Raw genomic sequence first — 18,436 nt, 5'->3', positions numbered from 1 at the left:
CCACAGTACAAATAGTCATGTTTTACGAGGTCGTAATACGAAGGCACGGGCTGGCGCAGTGTTGCGCCAGCCCATGGCGGTTCAAGTCAGTACCACTGCTTGAAACGACGGATGTAGATGGTTTTCATCAGTTGCGCGACGCAGCAATAGCTGAGCAGGGTGGCCACCAGCCAAGGGAAGTACGACAGCGGCAGCGGCTCCAGGCCGACCATGGTGCCCAATGGCGAGAACGGCACGTAGATCCCGAGCACTATCACAATGATGGTCATCATGGTGACAGGCCATGCGGCAGTGCTCTGGAAGAACGGGATCTTGCGGGTACGCAGCATGTGGACCACCAGGGTTTGCGACAGCAACCCCTCGATAAACCAGCCGGACTGGAACAGGGTCTGCATTTCCACGCTGTTGGCCGAGAACACGTACCACATCAGGGCGAACGTGGTGATGTCGAAGATCGACGAAGTTGGCCCGATCCAGATCATGAAGCGCCCGATGTTCCTGGCGTCCCACTTGCGTGGTTTTTGCAGGTACTCCTTGTCCATCTTGTCCCACGGCAAGGCCAGTTGGGAGATGTCGTACATCAGGTTTTGCAGCAGCAGGTGGATCGACAGCATCGGCAGAAAAGGGATGAAGGCGCTGGCCACCAGAACCGAGAACACGTTGCCGAAGTTGGAGCTGGCAGTCATGTTCAGGTACTTCATGATATTGCCGAAGGTCTCACGTCCTTTGAGCACGCCTTCTTCGAGTACCATCAGGCTCTTTTCCAGGAGGATGATGTCAGCCGACTCTTTGGCGATGTCCGTGCCGCTGTCCACCGAGATGCCAACATCGGCGTCGCGCAGGGCTGGGGCGTCATTGATGCCGTCGCCAAGGAAGCCCACGGTGTGGCCGTTGGCTTGCAGGGCTTTGAGCACTCGGGACTTTTGCAGTGGGGTGAGCTTGGCGAACACCGTTCGCTGTTCGACCTCCAGTTGGAGTGCGGCGTCGTCCATCGTCTCTATCTGCGGGCCCAGCAGCGGTGTGCCGGGTTCCAGGCCCACCTGACGGCAGATCTTGCTGGTGACAACCGCGTTGTCGCCGGTCAGTACCTTGACCGCTACACCGATATCTTGCAGGGCGGCAATTGCCGGGCCCGCCGTCTCTTTTGGTGGATCGAGAAAGGTCAGCAAGCCGCGGATCACCAGATCTCGTTCGTCAGCAGTGTTGTATTGCTTTTGCGCCTGGGCCTCGGGGATTTCGCGGGTGGCTATCAGCAGTACGCGGAAGCCATCCTCATTGTACTCGGTGGCCAGTGCCAGCAATTGCTCGCGGCGTGTGGCATCCAGTGCTGCGCGGGTGTCGCCTTCCATGACATGGGTGGCGATGCCGAGCATTTCTTCGACGGCGCCCTTGCACACCAGCAGGTGGTCGCCTCGGGTGTCCTTGACGATGATCGACAGGCGCCGACGCACGAAGTCAAAAGGCAGCTCATCGACTTTGCTGTAGTTGAGCGGCGCATTGAACTTGGGATCCTGCCGTGAAAACTGCACCACGGCCTGATCCATCAGGTTGCGAATGCCGCTTTGGTGATGGCTGTTGAGCCAGGCCAGAGCCAGTACCGACTCATCGCGTTGGCCGCTTGGATCAACGTGATGCTCAAGGATGATGTGGTCCTGGGTCAGGGTGCCGGTCTTGTCGGTGCACAGCACGTCCATCGAGCCCAGGTTCTGGATTGCATTCAGGCGCTTGACCACCACTTTGCGCTTGGCCATGGCGGTCGCACCTTTGGCCAGGTTGGCGCTGACAATCATTGGCAGCATTTCCGGAGTCAGGCCAACCGCCACTGCCAGGGCAAACAGGAAGGCATCGCCCCAATCGCCCTTTGAGAACCCATTGAGAAAAAACACGATGGGCACCATGACCAGCATGAAGCGGATCAGCAGCCAGCTGACGCTGTTGACCCCGCGGTCGAACGCGGTTTGGGTGCGAGAACCTACGATTGCTTTGGCCAGCGAACCGAAGTAGGTGCGCGGACCGGTGGCCACCACTACGGCCCGGGCGGTGCCGCTGACCACGTTGGTGCCCATGAAGCAAATGTTGGGCAAGTCCAGCAGATTGCTCTGGTCGGCCGCGGTGCTGGAGGCGGACTTTTGTGTCACATCCCCCAGGGTGTCGTATTTCTCCACGGGCAAGGCTTCGCCGGTGAGTACGGCCTGGCTGATAAACAGGTCCCGGGACTCGATCAGGCGGATGTCCGCCGGGATCATGTCGCCCGCTGACAGCTGCACGATATCCCCGGCGACCAATTCGCGCATCGGCACCTCATGGACAGAGGTTTTGCCGCTCGCTGTGTCCCGCCGAACGACAGTGGCGGTGGAGCGGACCATGGCTTTGAGGGCTTCGGCGCTCTTGGCAGAGCGGTGTTCCTGCCAGAAACGCAGCAGGCTGCTGAGGCCGACCATCAAGCCAATGATGATGACTTTGGTCAGGTCGCCTTCTTCGCCATCGCGCTCCGGCAGCCAGTAGTCGGTGACAAAGCTGATAACGCCCAGGGTCAGCAGTACATAGATGAAGGGGTTGTGCAGGGCCAGCAGAAATTGCACCAGGGCGTGAGGTGGCTTGTCGTGAGCCACCTCGTTGTAGCCATCGCTTTGCAGACGTTCGGCGGCGTCCTGCTCGGTCAGGCCTGCGGTGGTGGCGCGTACATTGGCCAGAGTGGCCGAGAGACCGTTCTGGGCTTCCCGAGCGGCACGCATGGACAGTTTGTTATTGTCGCTGGCGTTGTTCTTGTCCCGAACTTCAGTGTTTTTTACGGCGCTCATGATGAGTACTCCTGTCGCCAACTCTTGACCGGGCATATGTTGATTTGCCTTTTAAGAGGCGAGCCAATATATGCCGAGTCGCAAACTTCGCAATCGGTTTGGTTGAAGTGTTAAGTGCGCTTTATATTCCCGCTGCGGCGAGGTAATTAATATTCGCGCAGCGGGTAACTACTGGCTTCTTCCATAAGGAACTCCAGTTCATTAATACGTGTTTTAATGGGGGGGGTACTTAGCGCAAAAAGCGACTCTGCGGGTCCTGAGAGTCGGCCATGCTCCAGCGCTGTTCCAGTTGGCCGGTGGCCGGACTGACGCGCCATTGCACTTGGCGGTGCGCAGGTTTTACGCCGGTTACGGGGATGGAGAAGGGGGATTTTGCCGAGCGAGCATAGGTGGGCTCGCGGGACAGTTTCACGCGCATGCTGGAGGCAAAGGCGCGAACGCCGGGTAGAACATGGGTTTTAAAGGTCATAACACACCTCGTGACCGGACTGCTGCCGGTGAGGTCGTTACGTTGGAGCGTCAGGCTCTAGCGCAGTTGACCCCGCCGTGCAGGCGAGTCCCGTCAATGTCTGGGTTGGGCGTCCGGATCTCCGTATTAACGGTGACCGGACAGCGACTAGATACTGTGTCCATTGGCTTCTTTTGTGAAGTTTATAGGCGGCCTGAATGACCGACCTGTGCAATCTACTCAGTGGGTGGTGGTGCGTCAACTTTAAAACCCGATAAGTGTGGCTGGTACAGCAACGGTTCAGGAAGTTTGAAAGTTATTGGAGTGGTTTGCCGGGCAGGTCATTAATATGACAGGGAAGTTACAGGTATAGAAGTTTGAAGTGCGCAGCACTTATTGTTGGTGCGGGATATTCGCCTGGCCACACACACCTTGTGGGAGCGGGTGCGGTTAAGCTGGAATATCGCGCCGCTTGCATCGCGGGCAAGCCCGCTCCCACAGGTCCTGGGTACAGACTCAAATCGCAGACAAACAAAAACGCCCGGCAGAGCCGGGCGTTTTGTATTGACTTGATTAGCGAGCGCGGTAAGTGATGCGCCCTTTGCTCAAGTCATAGGGCGTCAGCTCGACGCGCACTTTGTCACCGGTAAGAATACGAATGTAGTTCTTGCGCATCTTGCCGGAAATATGCGCGGTTACGACGTGCCCATTTTCCAACTCCACACGAAACATGGTGTTGGGCAGGGTGTCGACGACAGTGCCTTCCATTTCGAAGCTGTCTTCTTTCGACATGCAGTAAAGCCCTCGGTGTCCAATGAATGGCCCGGTGCAACTGCGCCAGGCAAAAGCGGCGTGCATTGTGCCCGAAAAATGGGGTTTAAGCCAAGGGTTCAATCAAGAGAGCTCCATCTCTGATTAATCAGCAGCTCAATGGGCCTGTATTCGGTCTTGTAATTCATCTTTTTGCAGTTCTTGATCCAGTACCCCAGGTACAGCGCATCCAGCCCCAGGCGCTGCGCTTCTGCAATTTGCCAGAGAATGCCGTAACGCCCCAGGCTGCGCCGCTCTTCGTCAGGGTCGTAGAAGGTGTACACGGCAGACAGGCCGTTGGGGAGCACGTCTGTGACGGCAACAGCCAGCAAGCGTCCGTCCAGGCGGAACTCGTAGAACTTCGAGAACGGGAGGTCGCGTACCAGGAAGGTTGAAAATTGATCGCGGCTGGGTGGGTACATGTCGCCGTCGGCATGCCGTTGCTCGATATAGCGCTGGTAAAGGTCAAAGTTCTCTTCGCTGAAACCAGGCTTTACCGGCCGAACCTGTAAATCGGCGTTGCGCTTGAAAATGCGTTTTTGCTGACGATTGGGCTTGAACCGGGCGACAGGAATGCGCGCAGGGGTGCAGGCATCGCACTTCAGGCAATGGGGGCGATACAGATGGTCGCCACTGCGCCGAAAACCCATTTCGGACAAATCGGCATAAACCTGCACATCCATCGGCTGACTGGGGTCGAGGAACAGCGTGGTGGCCTGTTCGTCAGGCAAGTAGCTGCAAGCGTGAGGTTGAGTGGCATAAAACTTCAGACGCGCCAGCTCGGTCATGATGGGCCCTCGGGAAATCTTTAAATTAAGTGTAAGCCAGTGTGTAAAAGTCGCCTATAAAACCCACTGTGCAGTTGTGGGTTGATCCAGGTGCTGGTGCAAATAATCGGCGAATTGCTGACGCGGGATCGAACGTGCGCCCAGGCTCTGCAGGTGATCAGTCGGCATCTGGCAGTCAATCAGCACAAAGCCCCAGGCCTTGAGGTGTTTGACCAGTATTGCAAAACCGAACTTTGACGCGTTGTCGGCACGGCTGAACATGGATTCGCCAAAAAACAACTGGCCCATTGCCAGGCCGTACAGCCCGCCCACCAGTTCGCCGTCATCCCAGACCTCAACCGAATGCGCATGGCCGCGAGCGTGAAGTTCGATGTAGGCGTTTTGCATGTTGTCGGTAATCCACGTGCCGTCCGCATAGTCGCGCGGTGCTGCACAGGCTTGAATCACGGCGGCAAAGTCACGGTCAAAGCTGACTTGGTAGCGCTGCTGGCGCAACAGCTTGCCCAGGCTGCGGGACACGTGCAGCTCTTCAGGAAACAGCACTGTGCGCGGGTCAGGTGACCACCAGAGGATCGGCTGGCCTTCGCTGAACCACGGAAAGCAGCCGTGACGGTAGGCCTGGATCAGTCGGTCTGCCGACAGGTCGCCACCTGCGGCCAGAAGGCCATTGGGTTCGCGCATGGCTTTTGCCAATGGTGGAAATGTCAGGGTGTCGCGTTTTAACCAGGTCAGCATGGCAATCAGTCTTACAGAAGAAGGGAAGGGCGGCTGCAACTCTGTCGCGCAAGTGCGGTCTCAGTCGATCTGCCAATGAAATGCGAGCTCTGTTTTGACGGTGGTATAAGTCTTTGTCACAAAAGGTAATACATGCTCAAATTGGCGCTTCCCGGCCAGTTCCGGGACGAATCGGACCGCAGCTTGAGCCAGCATGGCATCAACGGCTCAAACCCGTACAATGGCTGGCCTGTTTGAGCTGATCTAAGCTACACCCACCTTGCAGCAGGTTACTGCTGGCAAAATAATACAAGGCTGGTTTCATTTCACGTTTGAGCGTGTCGCCTGTTCGATACGAACAGTATTTTGCAGTCACATTAGTCAATTAATAGTTGGGCGCGCCACAGGCGCAGGAAAAGACCCGTTTTGAAGAAATCCACAGCAGCACCCAAAGCAGTTCCTCTCTGGCGTCAGCAATTGCACTACCGACTCAAGGAAGGTGCATTGATCGCTATCGGCGCCCTGTGCCTGTTCCTGATCATGGCCCTGTTGACCTACGGCAAGGACGATCCCGGCTGGAGCCATAACAGCCGTGTCGTGGATGTACAGAACTTTGGTGGGCCAGCCGGCTCCTACAGTGCAGACATCCTGTTTATGGTGCTTGGCTATTTTGCCTACATCTTTCCGTTGCTGCTGGCGGTCAAGGCGTACCAGATCTTCCGCGAGCGGCATCAGCCCTGGCAGTGGAGCGGGTGGCTGTTCTCGTGGCGCCTGGTTGGTCTGGTGTTCCTGGTGATCTCGGGCGCAGCCCTTGCCCATATTCATTTTCACTCTGCCGTGGCCCTGCCTGCAGGCGCGGGCGGTGCGCTGGGCGAAAGCCTGGGTGATCTGGCCAAGAATGCGCTGAATATCCAGGGCAGTACCCTGTTGCTGATTGCGTTGTTCCTGTTTGGCCTGACGGTCTTTACGGACCTTTCATGGTTCAAGGTCATGGATGTGACGGGCAAGATCACCCTTGACCTGTTTGAACTCATCCAGGGTGCGGCCAATCGCTGGTGGTCCGAGCGCAACGAGCGTAAACAGCTTGTTGCCCAACTGCGCGAAGTCGACAGCCGGGTCAATGAAGTGGTTGCCCCAAGCGTTTCCGACAAGCGGGAGCAGGCCAAGGCCAAAGAGCGTCTGATTGAACGTGAGCAGGCGCTGACCAAGCACATGTCCGAGCGTGAAAAGCACGTACCGGCAGTTATCGCGCCGGCACCGCCCAAGGCACCTGAACCGAGCAAGCGTGTACAGAAAGAGAAGCAGGCGCCGCTGTTTGTGGACAGCGCGGTTGAAGGCACGTTGCCGCCGATCTCGATTCTTGACCCTGCTGAAAAGAAGCAGCTCAATTATTCCCCTGAATCCCTGGCGGCCGTTGGCCATTTGCTTGAAATCAAGCTCAAGGAATTCGGGGTTGAGGTCACGGTGGACTCCATTCACCCCGGCCCGGTCATTACCCGCTACGAAATCCAGCCTGCTGCCGGGGTAAAGGTCAGCCGTATTTCAAACCTGGCCAAAGACCTGGCGCGTTCCCTGGCTGTGACCAGCGTGCGGGTGGTTGAGGTTATTCCGGGCAAGACCACGGTCGGTATCGAGATTCCCAACGAGGATCGTCAGATCGTGCGCTTCTCCGAAGTGCTGTCGACCCCTGAATACGACAATGCCAAGTCTCCAGTGGCCCTGGCCCTGGGCCATGATATCGGCGGGCGTCCGGTGATCACCGATCTGGCGAAAATGCCGCACTTGCTGGTGGCCGGTACAACCGGTTCCGGTAAGTCTGTAGGCGTTAACGCCATGATCCTGTCGATTCTGTTCAAGTCTGGCCCTGAAGACGCCAAATTGATCATGATCGACCCGAAGATGCTTGAATTGTCGATCTACGAAGGCATCCCGCATCTGCTGTGCCCGGTAGTGACGGACATGAAGGATGCCGCCAACGCCCTGCGCTGGAGCGTTGCCGAGATGGAACGCCGTTACAAGCTGATGGCCAAGATGGGCGTGCGTAACCTCGCCGGCTTCAACCAGAAGGTCAAGGACGCCCAGGACGCTGGCGAGCCCCTGGTTGACCCGCTGTACAAGCGTGAAAGCATTCACGACGAAGCCCCGCTGTTGGTGAAGTTGCCAACCATCGTGGTGGTGGTCGACGAATTTGCCGACATGATGATGATCGTCGGCAAGAAGGTTGAAGAGCTGATCGCCCGTATTGCCCAGAAAGCACGGGCGGCGGGTATCCACTTGATCCTCGCTACCCAGCGCCCGTCGGTGGACGTGATCACCGGCCTGATCAAGGCCAACATCCCGACCCGTATGGCGTTCCAGGTATCGAGCAAGATCGACTCGCGCACCATCATCGACCAGGGTGGCGCCGAGCAACTGCTGGGTCACGGCGACATGCTGTATATGCCGCCCGGCACCAGCCTGCCGATTCGGGTGCACGGCGCGTTTGTTTCCGACGACGAAGTACATCGTGTGGTCGAAGCCTGGAAGCTGCGAGGCTCCCCGGACTACAACGAAGACATCCTTGCGGGCGTCGAAGAGCCTGGCAGCGGTTTTGATGGTGGCAGCGAAGGCAGCGATGACGCTGAAACCGATGCGCTCTATGACGAGGCCGTACAGTTTGTACTCGAAAGCCGTCGTGCCTCTATTTCTGCGGTACAACGCAAGTTGAAGATCGGTTACAACCGCGCTGCGCGAATGATTGAGTCCATGGAAATGGCCGGGGTCGTGACCTCGATGAACACTAATGGCTCGCGCGAAGTACTGGCGCCAGCCCCGATGCGCGATTGATCTGCCCCACGGCATCTAACTAATCAATGAGGATCTCCATGCGTTTTGTCAGCATGCTGTTGCTACCGGTACTGGCTTTTTCTTCGCTGTCGGCCCATGCCGACGCCGAGAGTGTGAAACGTCTTGGCCAACTGTTGGGCTCCGACACCATCACCGCCCGTTTTTCTCAGCTGACCCTTGACGGTAGCGGCACCCAGTTGCAGGAAACTGCCGGCGAAATGTCGGTAAAGCGTCCGGGTTTGTTCTACTGGCACACCGACGCACCGCAAGAACAACTGATGGTCTCCGATGGCCAGAAAGTCTCGCTCTGGGACCCGGATCTGGAGCAGGTCACGATCAAGAAACTCGATCAGCGCCTGACCCAGACCCCAGCCTTGTTGCTGTCGGGTGATGTGTCGAAAATCAGCGACAGCTTTGACATTACCTCCAAACAGGCCGGTGATGTCATGGACTTCACCCTCAAGCCCAAGACCAAGGACACCCTGTTCGACTCCCTGCGCCTGTCCTTTCGCGGCGGCAAAATCAACGACATGCAGTTGATCGACAGCGTGGGTCAGCGCACCAACATCCTGTTCACCGGGGTCAAGGTCAACGAGCCGATTCCTGCATCCAAATTCAAGTTCGATATCCCGAAAGGGGCTGATGTCATCCAGGAATAAGCCCTGGAAGAGGTTTCAAGCGCTGCCCATGGATCTGTTTCGAAGTGCCCCGATTGCCCAGCCTCTGGCTGCCCGTTTACGTGCGGCCAATCTGGACGAGTACGTCGGTCAGGAACACCTGCTCGCTCGCGGCAAGCCCTTGCGTGAAGCGCTGGAGCAGGGCGCGCTGCATTCGATGATTTTCTGGGGGCCGCCGGGGGTGGGTAAAACCACCCTGGCGCGACTGCTGGCAGAAGTGTCGGATGCGCATTTTGAAACTGTTTCGGCGGTGCTGGCCGGGGTCAAGGAGATCCGCCAGGCCGTCGAAATCGCCAAGCAGCAGGCGGGCCAGTATGGCCGGCGCACCATCCTGTTTGTCGACGAAGTGCATCGCTTCAACAAGTCACAGCAAGATGCCTTCTTGCCCTACGTTGAAGACGGTACCCTGATCTTTATCGGTGCCACCACCGAAAACCCATCCTTTGAACTGAACAACGCATTGCTTTCGCGGGCGCGGGTCTATGTGCTCAAAAGCCTCGACGAAGCGGCCCTGCACAAGCTGGTGCAACGCGCGCTGACGGAAGACAAGGGCCTGGGCAAGCGTGACCTGACCCTCAGCGATGAAGGTTTCCAGATATTGCTGCGGGCGGCTGACGGTGATGGCCGGCGCTTGCTCAACCTGCTGGAAAACGCCTCGGACCTGGCTGAAGACCACAGCGAAATCGGCACCGATCTGTTGCATAACCTGCTGGGCGATACCCAGCGTCGTTTCGACAAGGGTGGCGAAGCTTTTTACGACCAGATTTCGGCGTTGCACAAGTCGGTGCGTGGTTCCAATCCGGATGGTGCCCTGTATTGGTTTGCGCGAATGATCGACGGCGGATGCGACCCGCTGTATATCGCCCGGCGCGTTGTGCGCATGGCCAGCGAAGACATTGGTAACGCCGATCCACGGGCCTTGAGCCTGTGCCTGTCGGCCTGGGACGTACAAGAACGTCTTGGCAGCCCGGAGGGTGAGTTGGCGGTGGCCCAGGCCATTACCTATCTGGCCTGCGCGCCCAAAAGCAACGCGGTGTATATGGGGTTCAAGGCGGCACTGCGCAGCGCCGCCGAGTATGGTTCGCTCGAAGTCCCGCTGCATTTGCGCAACGCGCCGACCAAACTGATGAAGCAGTTGGGGTATGGCGACGAATACCGTTATGCCCATGACGAACCGGACGCTTATGCCGCTGGCGAGGACTATTACCCCGATGAGCTGGAGCCGTTGAATCTGTATCAGCCTGTCCCTCGAGGCCTTGAGCTTAAAATCGGCGAAAAGCTTAAACACCTCGCCGCACTCGATCGAGCCAGTCCCAAACAGCGGAGAAGACCGTGATTCCATTGGTGGTTGCAGTCTCGGTGGGTGGCATTGCGGGCACCCTGTTGCGCTTTGCCACAGGAAACTGGATCAACGCCAATTGGCCGCGGCACTTTTATACCGCGACGTTGGCCGTTAATATCGTGGGCTGTCTGCTGATTGGCGTCCTGTACGGACTTTTTCTGATACGCCCGGAAGTACCGATTGAAGTCCGCGCCGGGCTGATGGTCGGTTTCCTGGGTGGCTTGACCACTTTTTCATCCTTTTCACTGGATACGGTGCGCCTGCTTGAAAGCGGGCAGGTGCCACTGGCACTGGGCTACGCGGCCCTCAGCGTATTCGGCGGGCTGCTCGCGACGTGGGCTGGCCTGTCCCTGACCAAACTTTGATAACGAGAAACCGACATGCTTGATTCCAAACTGTTACGTAGCAACCTGCAGGACGTAGCGGATCGCCTGGCATCCCGTGGCTTCAAGCTGGACGTGGCGCGCATCGACGCGCTGGAAGCCAAGCGCAAGGAAGTCCAGACCCTGACCGAGAAGCTGCAGGCCGAGCGCAATGCCATCTCCAAAAGCATTGGCCAGGCCAAGGCTCGCGGCGAAGACATCGCGCCACTGATGGCCAGTGTTGAAACCATGGGCAGCGATCTGGCCAATGGCAAGGTTGAGCTGGACGCCATCCAGGCCGAACTGGACGCCATCCTGCTGGGCCTGCCCAACCTGCCGGATGCTTCCGTGCCGGTAGGTGCTGACGAAGACGACAACGTCGAGATCCGTCGCTGGGGCACCCCGACTGCCTTCGATTTCGCGATCAAGGACCACGTGGCCCTGGGCGAGCAGCATGGCTGGCTGGACTTCGAAACCGCCGCCAAACTGTCCGGTGCCCGTTTTGCCCTGCTGCGCGGCCCGATTGCCCGCCTGCATCGCGCGCTGGCCCAGTTCATGATCAACCTGCACACCGGTGAGCATGGCTACGAAGAGGCGTACACGCCTTATCTGGTTCAGGCCCCTGCATTGCAAGGCACTGGCCAGTTGCCGAAGTTCGAAGAAGATCTGTTCAAGATCAGCCGTGAAGGCGAAGCTGATTTCTACCTCATCCCGACGGCTGAAGTGACGCTGACCAACATCGTTGCCGGCGAAATCGTTGAGCACAAAGCCCTGCCGATCAAGTTGGTGGCTCACACGCCGTGCTTCCGCAGTGAAGCCGGTGCGTCAGGCCGTGATACCCGCGGCATGATCCGTCAGCACCAGTTCGACAAGGTTGAAATGGTCCAGATCGTTGAGCCTTCCACCTCGATGGATGCACTGGAAGGTCTGGTAGGCAACGCAGAGAAAGTCCTGCAATTGCTTGAACTGCCATACCGCACCCTGGCGTTGTGCACCGGCGACATGGGCTTCAGCGCTGTCAAAACCTACGATCTGGAAGTGTGGATCCCGAGCCAGGACAAGTACCGCGAAATTTCGTCGTGCTCCAACTGCGGTGATTTCCAGGCCCGTCGCATGCAAGCACGTTTCCGCAACCCGGAAACCAACAAGCCTGAACTGGTTCACACCCTCAACGGTTCCGGTCTGGCTGTAGGCCGTACGCTGGTAGCCGTACTGGAAAACTACCAGCAGGCAGACGGCTCGATCCGTGTACCTGAAGTACTCAAGCCTTACATGGGCGGCATTGAGGTCATCGGCTAAATGGAGTTTCTGCCGCTGTTTCATAACCTGCGTGGCAGCCGTGTACTGGTGGTCGGCGGTGGGGAGATTGCCTTGCGCAAATCCCGGCTGCTGGCCGATGCCGGTGCCGTGCTGCGGGTGGTTGCACCCGCCATAGAGCCCCAGTTGTGCGAGTTGATAAACAGCAGCGGTGGCGAACAGGTGCTGCGCGGCTATGTTGAGGCTGACCTTGAAGGGTGTGTCCTGATCATTGCTGCAACGGACGATGAGCCACTCAACGCCCAGGTCTCCGCTGACGCCCACCGTCGCTGCGTGCCCGTCAATGTGGTGGATGCTCCTGCCTTGTGCAGCGTGATCTTCCCCGCAATTGTCGACCGCTCGCCGCTGGTGATCGCCATTTCCAGTGGCGGTGATGCGCCGGTGCTGGCGCGCTTGATTCGCGCCAAGATCGAAACCTGGATTCCTTCGACCTACGGTCAGTTGGCGGGCCTTGCTGCTCGTTTTCGCACCCAGGTCAAAGGCTTGTTTCCGGATGTACAGCAGCGCCGTGGTTTTTGGGAAGACGTTTTCCAGGGCCCGATTGCCGACCGCCAACTGGCCGGGCAGGGCGCTGAGGCCGAGCGTTTGCTGCTGGCCAAAATCAATGGTCAGGCGACCGTAACCACCGGTGAGGTTTATCTGGTGGGTGCCGGGCCGGGTGATCCGGACCTGCTGACATTCCGCGCGCTGCGACTGATGCAACAGGCTGATGTGGTCCTTTACGACCGCCTGGTGGCCCCTGCAATTCTTGAGTTGTGCCGTCGCGATGCCGAACGCGTTTATGTCGGCAAGCGTCGCGCCGAGCATGCGGTGCCGCAAGACCAGATCAACCAGCAATTGGTGGACCTGGCCAAGCAAGGCAAGCGCGTGGTGCGGCTCAAGGGTGGCGATCCGTTTATCTTTGGTCGTGGCGGTGAAGAAATCGAAGAGCTGGCCGCTCACGGGATACCGTTCCAGGTCGTGCCGGGCATCACCGCTGCCAGCGGTTGTGCAGCCTATGCCGGTATTCCGCTGACCCATCGTGATTACGCGCAATCCGTGCGTTTCGTGACGGGCCACCTGAAGGACGGCACCAGCAATTTGCCCTGGAGTGATCTGGTTTCTCCGGCACAGACCCTGGTGTTCTACATGGGCCTGGTGGGTTTGCCGACCATCTGCCAAGAGCTGATCAAGCACGGTCGTTCGGCAGACACCCCGGCTGCGTTGATTCAGCAGGGCACTACGTCCAACCAGCGGGTATTTACGGGCACCCTGGCTGACTTGCCAACATTGGTGGCGGAGCATGAAGTTCATGCGCCGACGCTGGTGATCGTGGGCGAAGTGGTTTTGCTGCGTGAGAAACTGAAGTGGTTTGAAGGCGCTCAGTCGCAGGTCTAGGTGCATGGTGGGGCGGGCTTGCTCGGGATGGTTTCAGCGCGGTTTTTCAGTTAAACCGAGTTGATTGCATCGCAGGCAAGCCAGCTCCCATCATTGCTTCTGCTGTGCCTCAGTTCCGGTTGTCCCCCACCAGACTCTCCACCGACGGCACTCGCGTGTCGCTTTCCATCTGCGCGTCGTGTTCGATCTGATGACTGAAGCGATCCAGTGAGCCTTGTGCCGGCTGCGCATCGCTGGCAAAAACCGGCGGGCTCAGGATGTAAGCCCCCAGCAATCGGCTCAACGCCGCCAGGCTGTCGATATGGGTGCGTTCATACCCGTGGGTCGCATCGCAACCAAACGCCAGCAAGGCGCACCGAATATCATGCCCGGCAGTGACGGCCGAATGGGCATCGCTGAAGTAGTAGCGGAACATGTCACGGCGTACCGGCAGTTCATTATCGCTGGCCAGGCGCAGCAGGTGCCGCGACAAGTGATAGTCATACGGCCCGCCCGAATCCTGCATCGCCACGCTTACCGCGTGCTCGCTGGAGTGCTGGCCCGGCGCTACCGGGGCAATGTCAATCCCGACAAACTCGCTCACATCCCACGGCAATGCGGCGGCCGCGCCACTGCCCGTTTCTTCGGTGATGGTGAACAGCGGATGACAGTCGATCAGCGGTTGCTCGCCACTGTCCACAATGGCCTTCAATGCGGCAAGCAGTGCAGCCACCCCGGCCTTGTCGTCCAGATGCCGCGCGCTGATATGGCCGCTTTCGGTGAATTCCGGCAGCGGATCAAATGCCACGTAGTCGCCGATATTGATCCCCAGGGAATCGCAGTCGGCCCGGGTCGCGCAATATGCATCCAGACGCAACTCGATGTGGTCCCAACTGATCGGCAACTCATCCACCCCGGTATTGAAGGCATGACCTGAAGCCATTAATGGCAGGACACTGCCGCGGATCACGCCATTGTCAGTGAACAGGCTGACCCGGCTGCCTTCAGCAAAACGGCTGGACCAGCACCCCACGGGCGCCAGGACCAGACGGCCGTTGTCCTTGATCGCCCGCACGCTGGCGCCGATGGTGTCCAAATGCGCGGAAACGGCACGGTCAGGACTGTTCTTCTGGCCCTTGAGGGTCGCGCGCAAAGTGCCGCGTCGAGTCAGCTCAAAGGGAATCCCCAGCTCATCGAGGCGTTCGGCGACATAGCGCACGATGGTGTCGGTAAACCCGGTGGGGCTGGGGATGGCGAGCATTTCCAGCAGTACCCGTTGCAGGTAGTCGAGGTCGGGTTCAGGGAGGGTGCGATTCATAAAAGCTCCTGAGGGCCGGTCAGCTAGAGAGCAGGCTGACAGTGGGGGAAGAGTAAATCGATAAAGCGTTCGGCGGTCGGCTGTGGCTCATGGTTGGCGAGCCCGGCCCGTTCGTTGGCTTCGATAAATACGTACTCGGGCTGGTCGGCGGCAGGCACCATCAAGTCCAGGCCGACCACGGGAATATCCAGCGCCCGGGCGGCGCGAATGGCCGCGTCGGCCAGCGCCGGGTGCAGCACGGAGGTCACATCTTCGAGGCAACCGCCCGTGTGCAGATTGGCCGTACGGCGCACGGCGAGCACCAGGCCTGCGGGCAAGATACTGTCGTACTCATAGCCAGCGGCTTGTACGGTGCGCCGGGTTTCTGCGTCCAGCGGGATGCGGCTTTCACCCGCAGTGGCGGCCTGACGGCGTCGGCTTTGTGCTTCGATCAGTCGATGGACCGTGTGCAGGCCATCACCCGTCACCTGGGCAGGACGGCGGATGGCGGCTGCCACGACCTCAAAGCCGATCACCACAATTCGCAGGTCGAGCCCCTCGTGGAAGCTTTCGAGCAGCACCCGGCTATCGAATGCACGCGCTGCTTCGATGGCCAGTTGCACCTGCTCGAGGCTGTCCAGATCCACCGCCACGCCATTGCCTTGCTCGCCATCCACAGGTTTGACCACCACCCGCGTGTGTTGCTCAAGAAAGCCCAGGTTGTCGTCGGCATTACCGGCCAATTGCTGGCTTGGGACATTCAGTCCTGCCTGTTGCAACACTGTGTGGGTCAGGCATTTGTCCTGGCACAGACTCATGCTGATGGCGCTGGTCAGATCGCTCAGGGATTCGCGGCAACGAATCCGTCGTCCGCCGTGGCTCAGAGTGAAAAGTCCGGCGGGCGCGTCGTCAATTTGCACATCAATGCCGCGTTTAAAGGCTTCTTCGACCAGGATTCGGGCATAGGGGTTGAGCCCGACTTCAGGCCCGGGGCCGAGAAACAGCGGTTGGTTGATGCCATTTTTGCGCTTGATGGCAAAGGTCGACAGGGTACGAAAGCCCAGTTTGCTGTAGAGGCTTTTCGCTTGGGCGTTGTCGTGCAGCACCGACAGGTCGAGGTAGCTCAAGCCGCGGCTCATGAAGTGTTCGATCAAATGCCGGACCAGCACTTCGCCTACACCGGGCCGCGAGCAGTGGGGGTCCACTGCCAGGCACCAGAGGCTGCTGCCGTTCTCCGGGTCGTGGAACGCGGTGTGATGGTTCAGGCCCATGACGCTGCCGATCACCGCGCCGCTGTCTTCATCCTCGGCCATCCAGTACACCGGCCCGCCCTGATCTCGGGAGGTGAGCAATGCCGGGTCGATGGGCAGCATCGAGCGCGCCTGATACAGCGTGTTGATCGAGTTCCAGTCCGCTTCGCTTTGTGCCCGACGGATCCGGAAGCCGCGAAACACGCGGGTAGCCGGGCGGTAATCGGTAAACCACAGGCGCAAGGTGTCCGAAGGGTCGAGAAACAGCTGTTGTGGCGACTGGGCCAGCACTTGCTGCGGCGCCGCCACATACAGCGCGATATCGCGCTCACCGGGTTGTTCGTTGAGCAACTCGTTGGCGAGGCTGGCGGGGTCGGGAAAAGTATGCCCGATCAGCAACCGCCCCCAGCCGCAATGCACGGCCACGGGTTGTGCGTCGAGTGGGCTGCCGTCTTCGGCCAGGCGCGCTTGCAGGCGTTCGTAGGACGGTGTTTGACCACGCAACAGACGCTGGCTGTAAGCCGTAGCGAGGGGTTTCATCGATCAGATTCCTTGTTCGCTCAGCCACAGGTTCAAGGCTGCCAGTTGCCATAGCTTTGAACCGTTAAGAGGCGTCAGCTGGCTTTGTGGGTGGGTCAGCAGTTGATCAAGCATCGCTGGCTGAAACAGCCCTCGATCCTGGCTCGGGTCCAGCAGCAGGTCACGGACCCAGTTCAGCGTGTCGCCCTGCAAGTGCTTGAGACCAGGCACCGGGAAGTAACCTTTCTTGCGGTCGATCACTTCGCTTGGGATCACCAGCCGCGCCGCTTCCTTGAGTACCTGCTTGCCGCCGTCCGGCAATTTGAACCGCGCCGGAATACGTGCCGAGAGTTCGGCCAGACGGTAATCCAGAAACGGTGTACGGGCCTCAAGGCCCCAGGCCATGGTCATGTTGTCGACCCGTTTGACCGGGTCATCCACCAGCATCACCGTGCTGTCCAGTCGCAGGGCTTTGTCCACCCCCGCGCTGGCGCCTGGCTGGGCAAAGTGCTCGCGTACAAAATCCCCGGCCGCATCATTGGCCGTCAGCCATTGCGGCTGCACCGTGGCCTTGTACTCGTCGTAACTGCGATCAAAAAACGCTTCGCGGTAAGCGGCATAAGGGTCGTCGGCGGCATCGACGGGCGGATACCAGTGATACCCGGCAAACAGTTCGTCGGCGCCCTGGCCGCTCTGCACCACCTTGCAGTGCTTGGCCACCTCACGCGACAGCAGATAAAACGCGATGCAGTCGTGGCTGACCATCGGTTCGCTCATGGCGCGAAAGGCCGCAGGCAGTTGCTCAATGATTTCGTGCTCACCAATGCGCAGTTGGTGATGGCGGGTGCCGTAATGCCGGGCGATCAAGTCCGAATACTGGAACTCATCGCCGCGCTCGCCGCCCGAGTCCTCAAAGCCGATGGAAAAGGTCGACAAGTCCTGTACGCCCACTTCGCGCAACAAACCCACCAGCAAGCTGGAGTCAACCCCGCCCGAGAGCAGCACGCCGACATCCACTGCCGCACGTTGGCGAATAGCCACAGCTTCGCGGGTACTGTCCAGAACACGGTCGCGCCAGTCCTCGAGGGTCAAGTCGAGTTCATCGGCATGGGGGCCGTAGGGCAGGGTCCACCAGGTTTTCTGCTCGGTATGACCGTTGGCATCGATACGCAGCCAGGTGGCGGGGGGCAATTTTTCAATCCCGGCAATCAGCGTGCGGGGCGCGGGCACCACGGCATGGAAATTCAAATAGTGATTGAGTGCCACGGGGTCGAGCATCGGATTGATATCGCCGCCCTTGAGCAGCGCGGGCAGGGTGGAGGCAAAGCGCAAACGTTCCCCGGTACGTGACAGGTAAAGAGGCTTAACCCCCAAACGGTCGCGGGCGATAAACAGGCGCTGGGTGTCGCGCTCCCAAATGGCAAACGCAAACATGCCATTGAGTTTGGGCAGCAGCGCTTCACCCCAGGCGTGATAGCCCTTGAGCAGCACTTCAGTGTCGCCGTCGGAGTAAAAGGCATAACCGAGGTGTTCAAGCTCGGCTCTCAATTCGGGGAAGTTATAGATTGCGCCGTTGAACGCCAGTGACAGGCCCAGTTGGCTGTCAACCATCGGTTGAGCGGAGCCGTCCGACAAATCCATGATTTTCAGACGACGGTGGCCGAGGGCTATCGGCCCCTGGCTGTGGAAACCCCAGGCATCAGGTCCACGGGGGGCCAGGTGGTGGGTAATGCGTTCGATGGCTGCCAGGTCGGCAGGGTGTTGATCAAAACGTAACTCTCCAGCTAATCCGCACATGGTGTTTAAATCCTTGGTATTTCGGCATGTGGTGCTACAGGTTGAGTCAGCGTCTTTGCGAGACGCCATGTAGCGCTTGGGCCCGGTTTTAAAGGGGCGATGAAGCGTCAGGCGCCATCGCCAGCCCGTGCG

The 18,436-nt window shown here is 59.1% G+C and carries 14 protein-coding genes; 6 read left to right on the top strand and 8 right to left on the bottom strand.

Annotated elements, in window-relative coordinates:
* Positions 1-86: 86 nt before the first annotated feature.
* The 5 genes from mgtA to aat all read right to left on the bottom strand — a co-directional run bounded on the left by mgtA (position 87) and on the right by aat (position 5,582).
* Entirely contained in the window at positions 87-2,801 is a 2,715-nt protein-coding gene (gene mgtA / locus KO536_RS07205; protein WP_219261554.1) for a magnesium-translocating P-type ATPase, read from the bottom strand.
* 229 nt (positions 2,802-3,030) lie between these two features.
* A complete protein-coding gene (locus tag KO536_RS07200; protein ID WP_046809210.1) occupies positions 3,031-3,270 on the bottom strand; it encodes a hypothetical protein in 240 nt (79 codons plus the stop codon).
* A 552-nt stretch (positions 3,271-3,822) separates the two neighbouring features.
* Complete coding sequence (infA, locus tag KO536_RS07195) at positions 3,823-4,041, bottom strand: translation initiation factor IF-1 (protein ID WP_002553999.1); 219 nt, start codon at positions 4,039-4,041, stop codon at positions 3,823-3,825.
* 98 nt (positions 4,042-4,139) lie between these two features.
* Entirely contained in the window at positions 4,140-4,847 is a 708-nt protein-coding gene (locus KO536_RS07190; RefSeq protein ID WP_133078171.1) for an arginyltransferase, read from the bottom strand.
* A 54-nt stretch (positions 4,848-4,901) separates the two neighbouring features.
* Complete coding sequence (gene aat / locus KO536_RS07185; protein ID WP_219261553.1) at positions 4,902-5,582, bottom strand: leucyl/phenylalanyl-tRNA--protein transferase; 681 nt, start codon at positions 5,580-5,582, stop codon at positions 4,902-4,904.
* Between the two features lie 363 nt (positions 5,583-5,945).
* Between aat and ftsK the strand changes: the two genes are divergently transcribed.
* The 6 genes from ftsK to cysG are packed head-to-tail and all read left to right on the top strand — an operon-like array spanning position 5,946 to position 13,462.
* The gene (ftsK, locus tag KO536_RS07180; RefSeq protein WP_374105697.1) at positions 5,946-8,387 is read left to right on the top strand and encodes a DNA translocase FtsK; all 2,442 of its coding nucleotides are present in this window, start codon (positions 5,946-5,948) and stop codon (positions 8,385-8,387) included.
* A gap of 38 nt (positions 8,388-8,425) precedes the next feature.
* Positions 8,426-9,046 (top strand): outer membrane lipoprotein chaperone LolA, encoded by a 621-nt coding sequence (gene lolA / locus KO536_RS07175; RefSeq protein ID WP_133078174.1) that lies wholly within the window; start codon positions 8,426-8,428, stop codon positions 9,044-9,046.
* Between the two features lie 28 nt (positions 9,047-9,074).
* Positions 9,075-10,400 carry a replication-associated recombination protein A gene (locus KO536_RS07170; RefSeq protein WP_133078175.1) on the top strand — a complete coding sequence of 442 codons (1,326 nt, stop codon included), beginning with the start codon at positions 9,075-9,077 and terminating at the stop codon, positions 10,398-10,400.
* Entirely contained in the window at positions 10,397-10,771 is a 375-nt protein-coding gene (gene crcB / locus KO536_RS07165; RefSeq protein ID WP_133078176.1) for a fluoride efflux transporter CrcB, read from the top strand. Before KO536_RS07170 ends, crcB begins: the two co-directional genes overlap by 4 nt.
* 15 nt (positions 10,772-10,786) lie before the next feature.
* Positions 10,787-12,067, top strand: coding sequence for a serine--tRNA ligase (gene serS, locus KO536_RS07160; RefSeq protein WP_133078177.1), 1,281 nt, complete (start codon positions 10,787-10,789; stop codon positions 12,065-12,067).
* On the top strand, positions 12,068-13,462 hold the full coding sequence (gene cysG, locus KO536_RS07155) for a siroheme synthase CysG (RefSeq protein WP_133078178.1): 1,395 nt from the start codon (positions 12,068-12,070) through the stop codon (positions 13,460-13,462).
* 109 nt (positions 13,463-13,571) lie between these two features.
* Here cysG and KO536_RS07150 read toward each other — a convergent pair whose 3' ends face one another.
* Genes KO536_RS07150 through KO536_RS07140 form a run of 3 tightly spaced genes read right to left on the bottom strand, consistent with a single transcriptional unit; the run spans position 13,572 to position 18,304 of the window.
* Entirely contained in the window at positions 13,572-14,759 is a 1,188-nt protein-coding gene (locus tag KO536_RS07150) for an osmoprotectant NAGGN system M42 family peptidase (protein WP_019828486.1), read from the bottom strand.
* 23 nt (positions 14,760-14,782) lie between these two features.
* Entirely contained in the window at positions 14,783-16,528 is a 1,746-nt protein-coding gene (gene ngg / locus KO536_RS07145; protein WP_219261552.1) for an N-acetylglutaminylglutamine synthetase, read from the bottom strand.
* 3 nt (positions 16,529-16,531) lie between these two features.
* Entirely contained in the window at positions 16,532-18,304 is a 1,773-nt protein-coding gene (locus KO536_RS07140; RefSeq protein WP_133077089.1) for an N-acetylglutaminylglutamine amidotransferase, read from the bottom strand.
* Positions 18,305-18,436 lie beyond the last annotated feature (132 nt).

The organism is Pseudomonas sp. NKUCC02_KPG (genome assembly GCF_019345465.1).
In the GTDB taxonomy this organism is placed as follows: domain Bacteria; phylum Pseudomonadota; class Gammaproteobacteria; order Pseudomonadales; family Pseudomonadaceae; genus Aquipseudomonas.
Note: the sequence above shows the minus strand (reverse complement) of the source record. Positions and strands in the feature narration are given on the sequence as shown.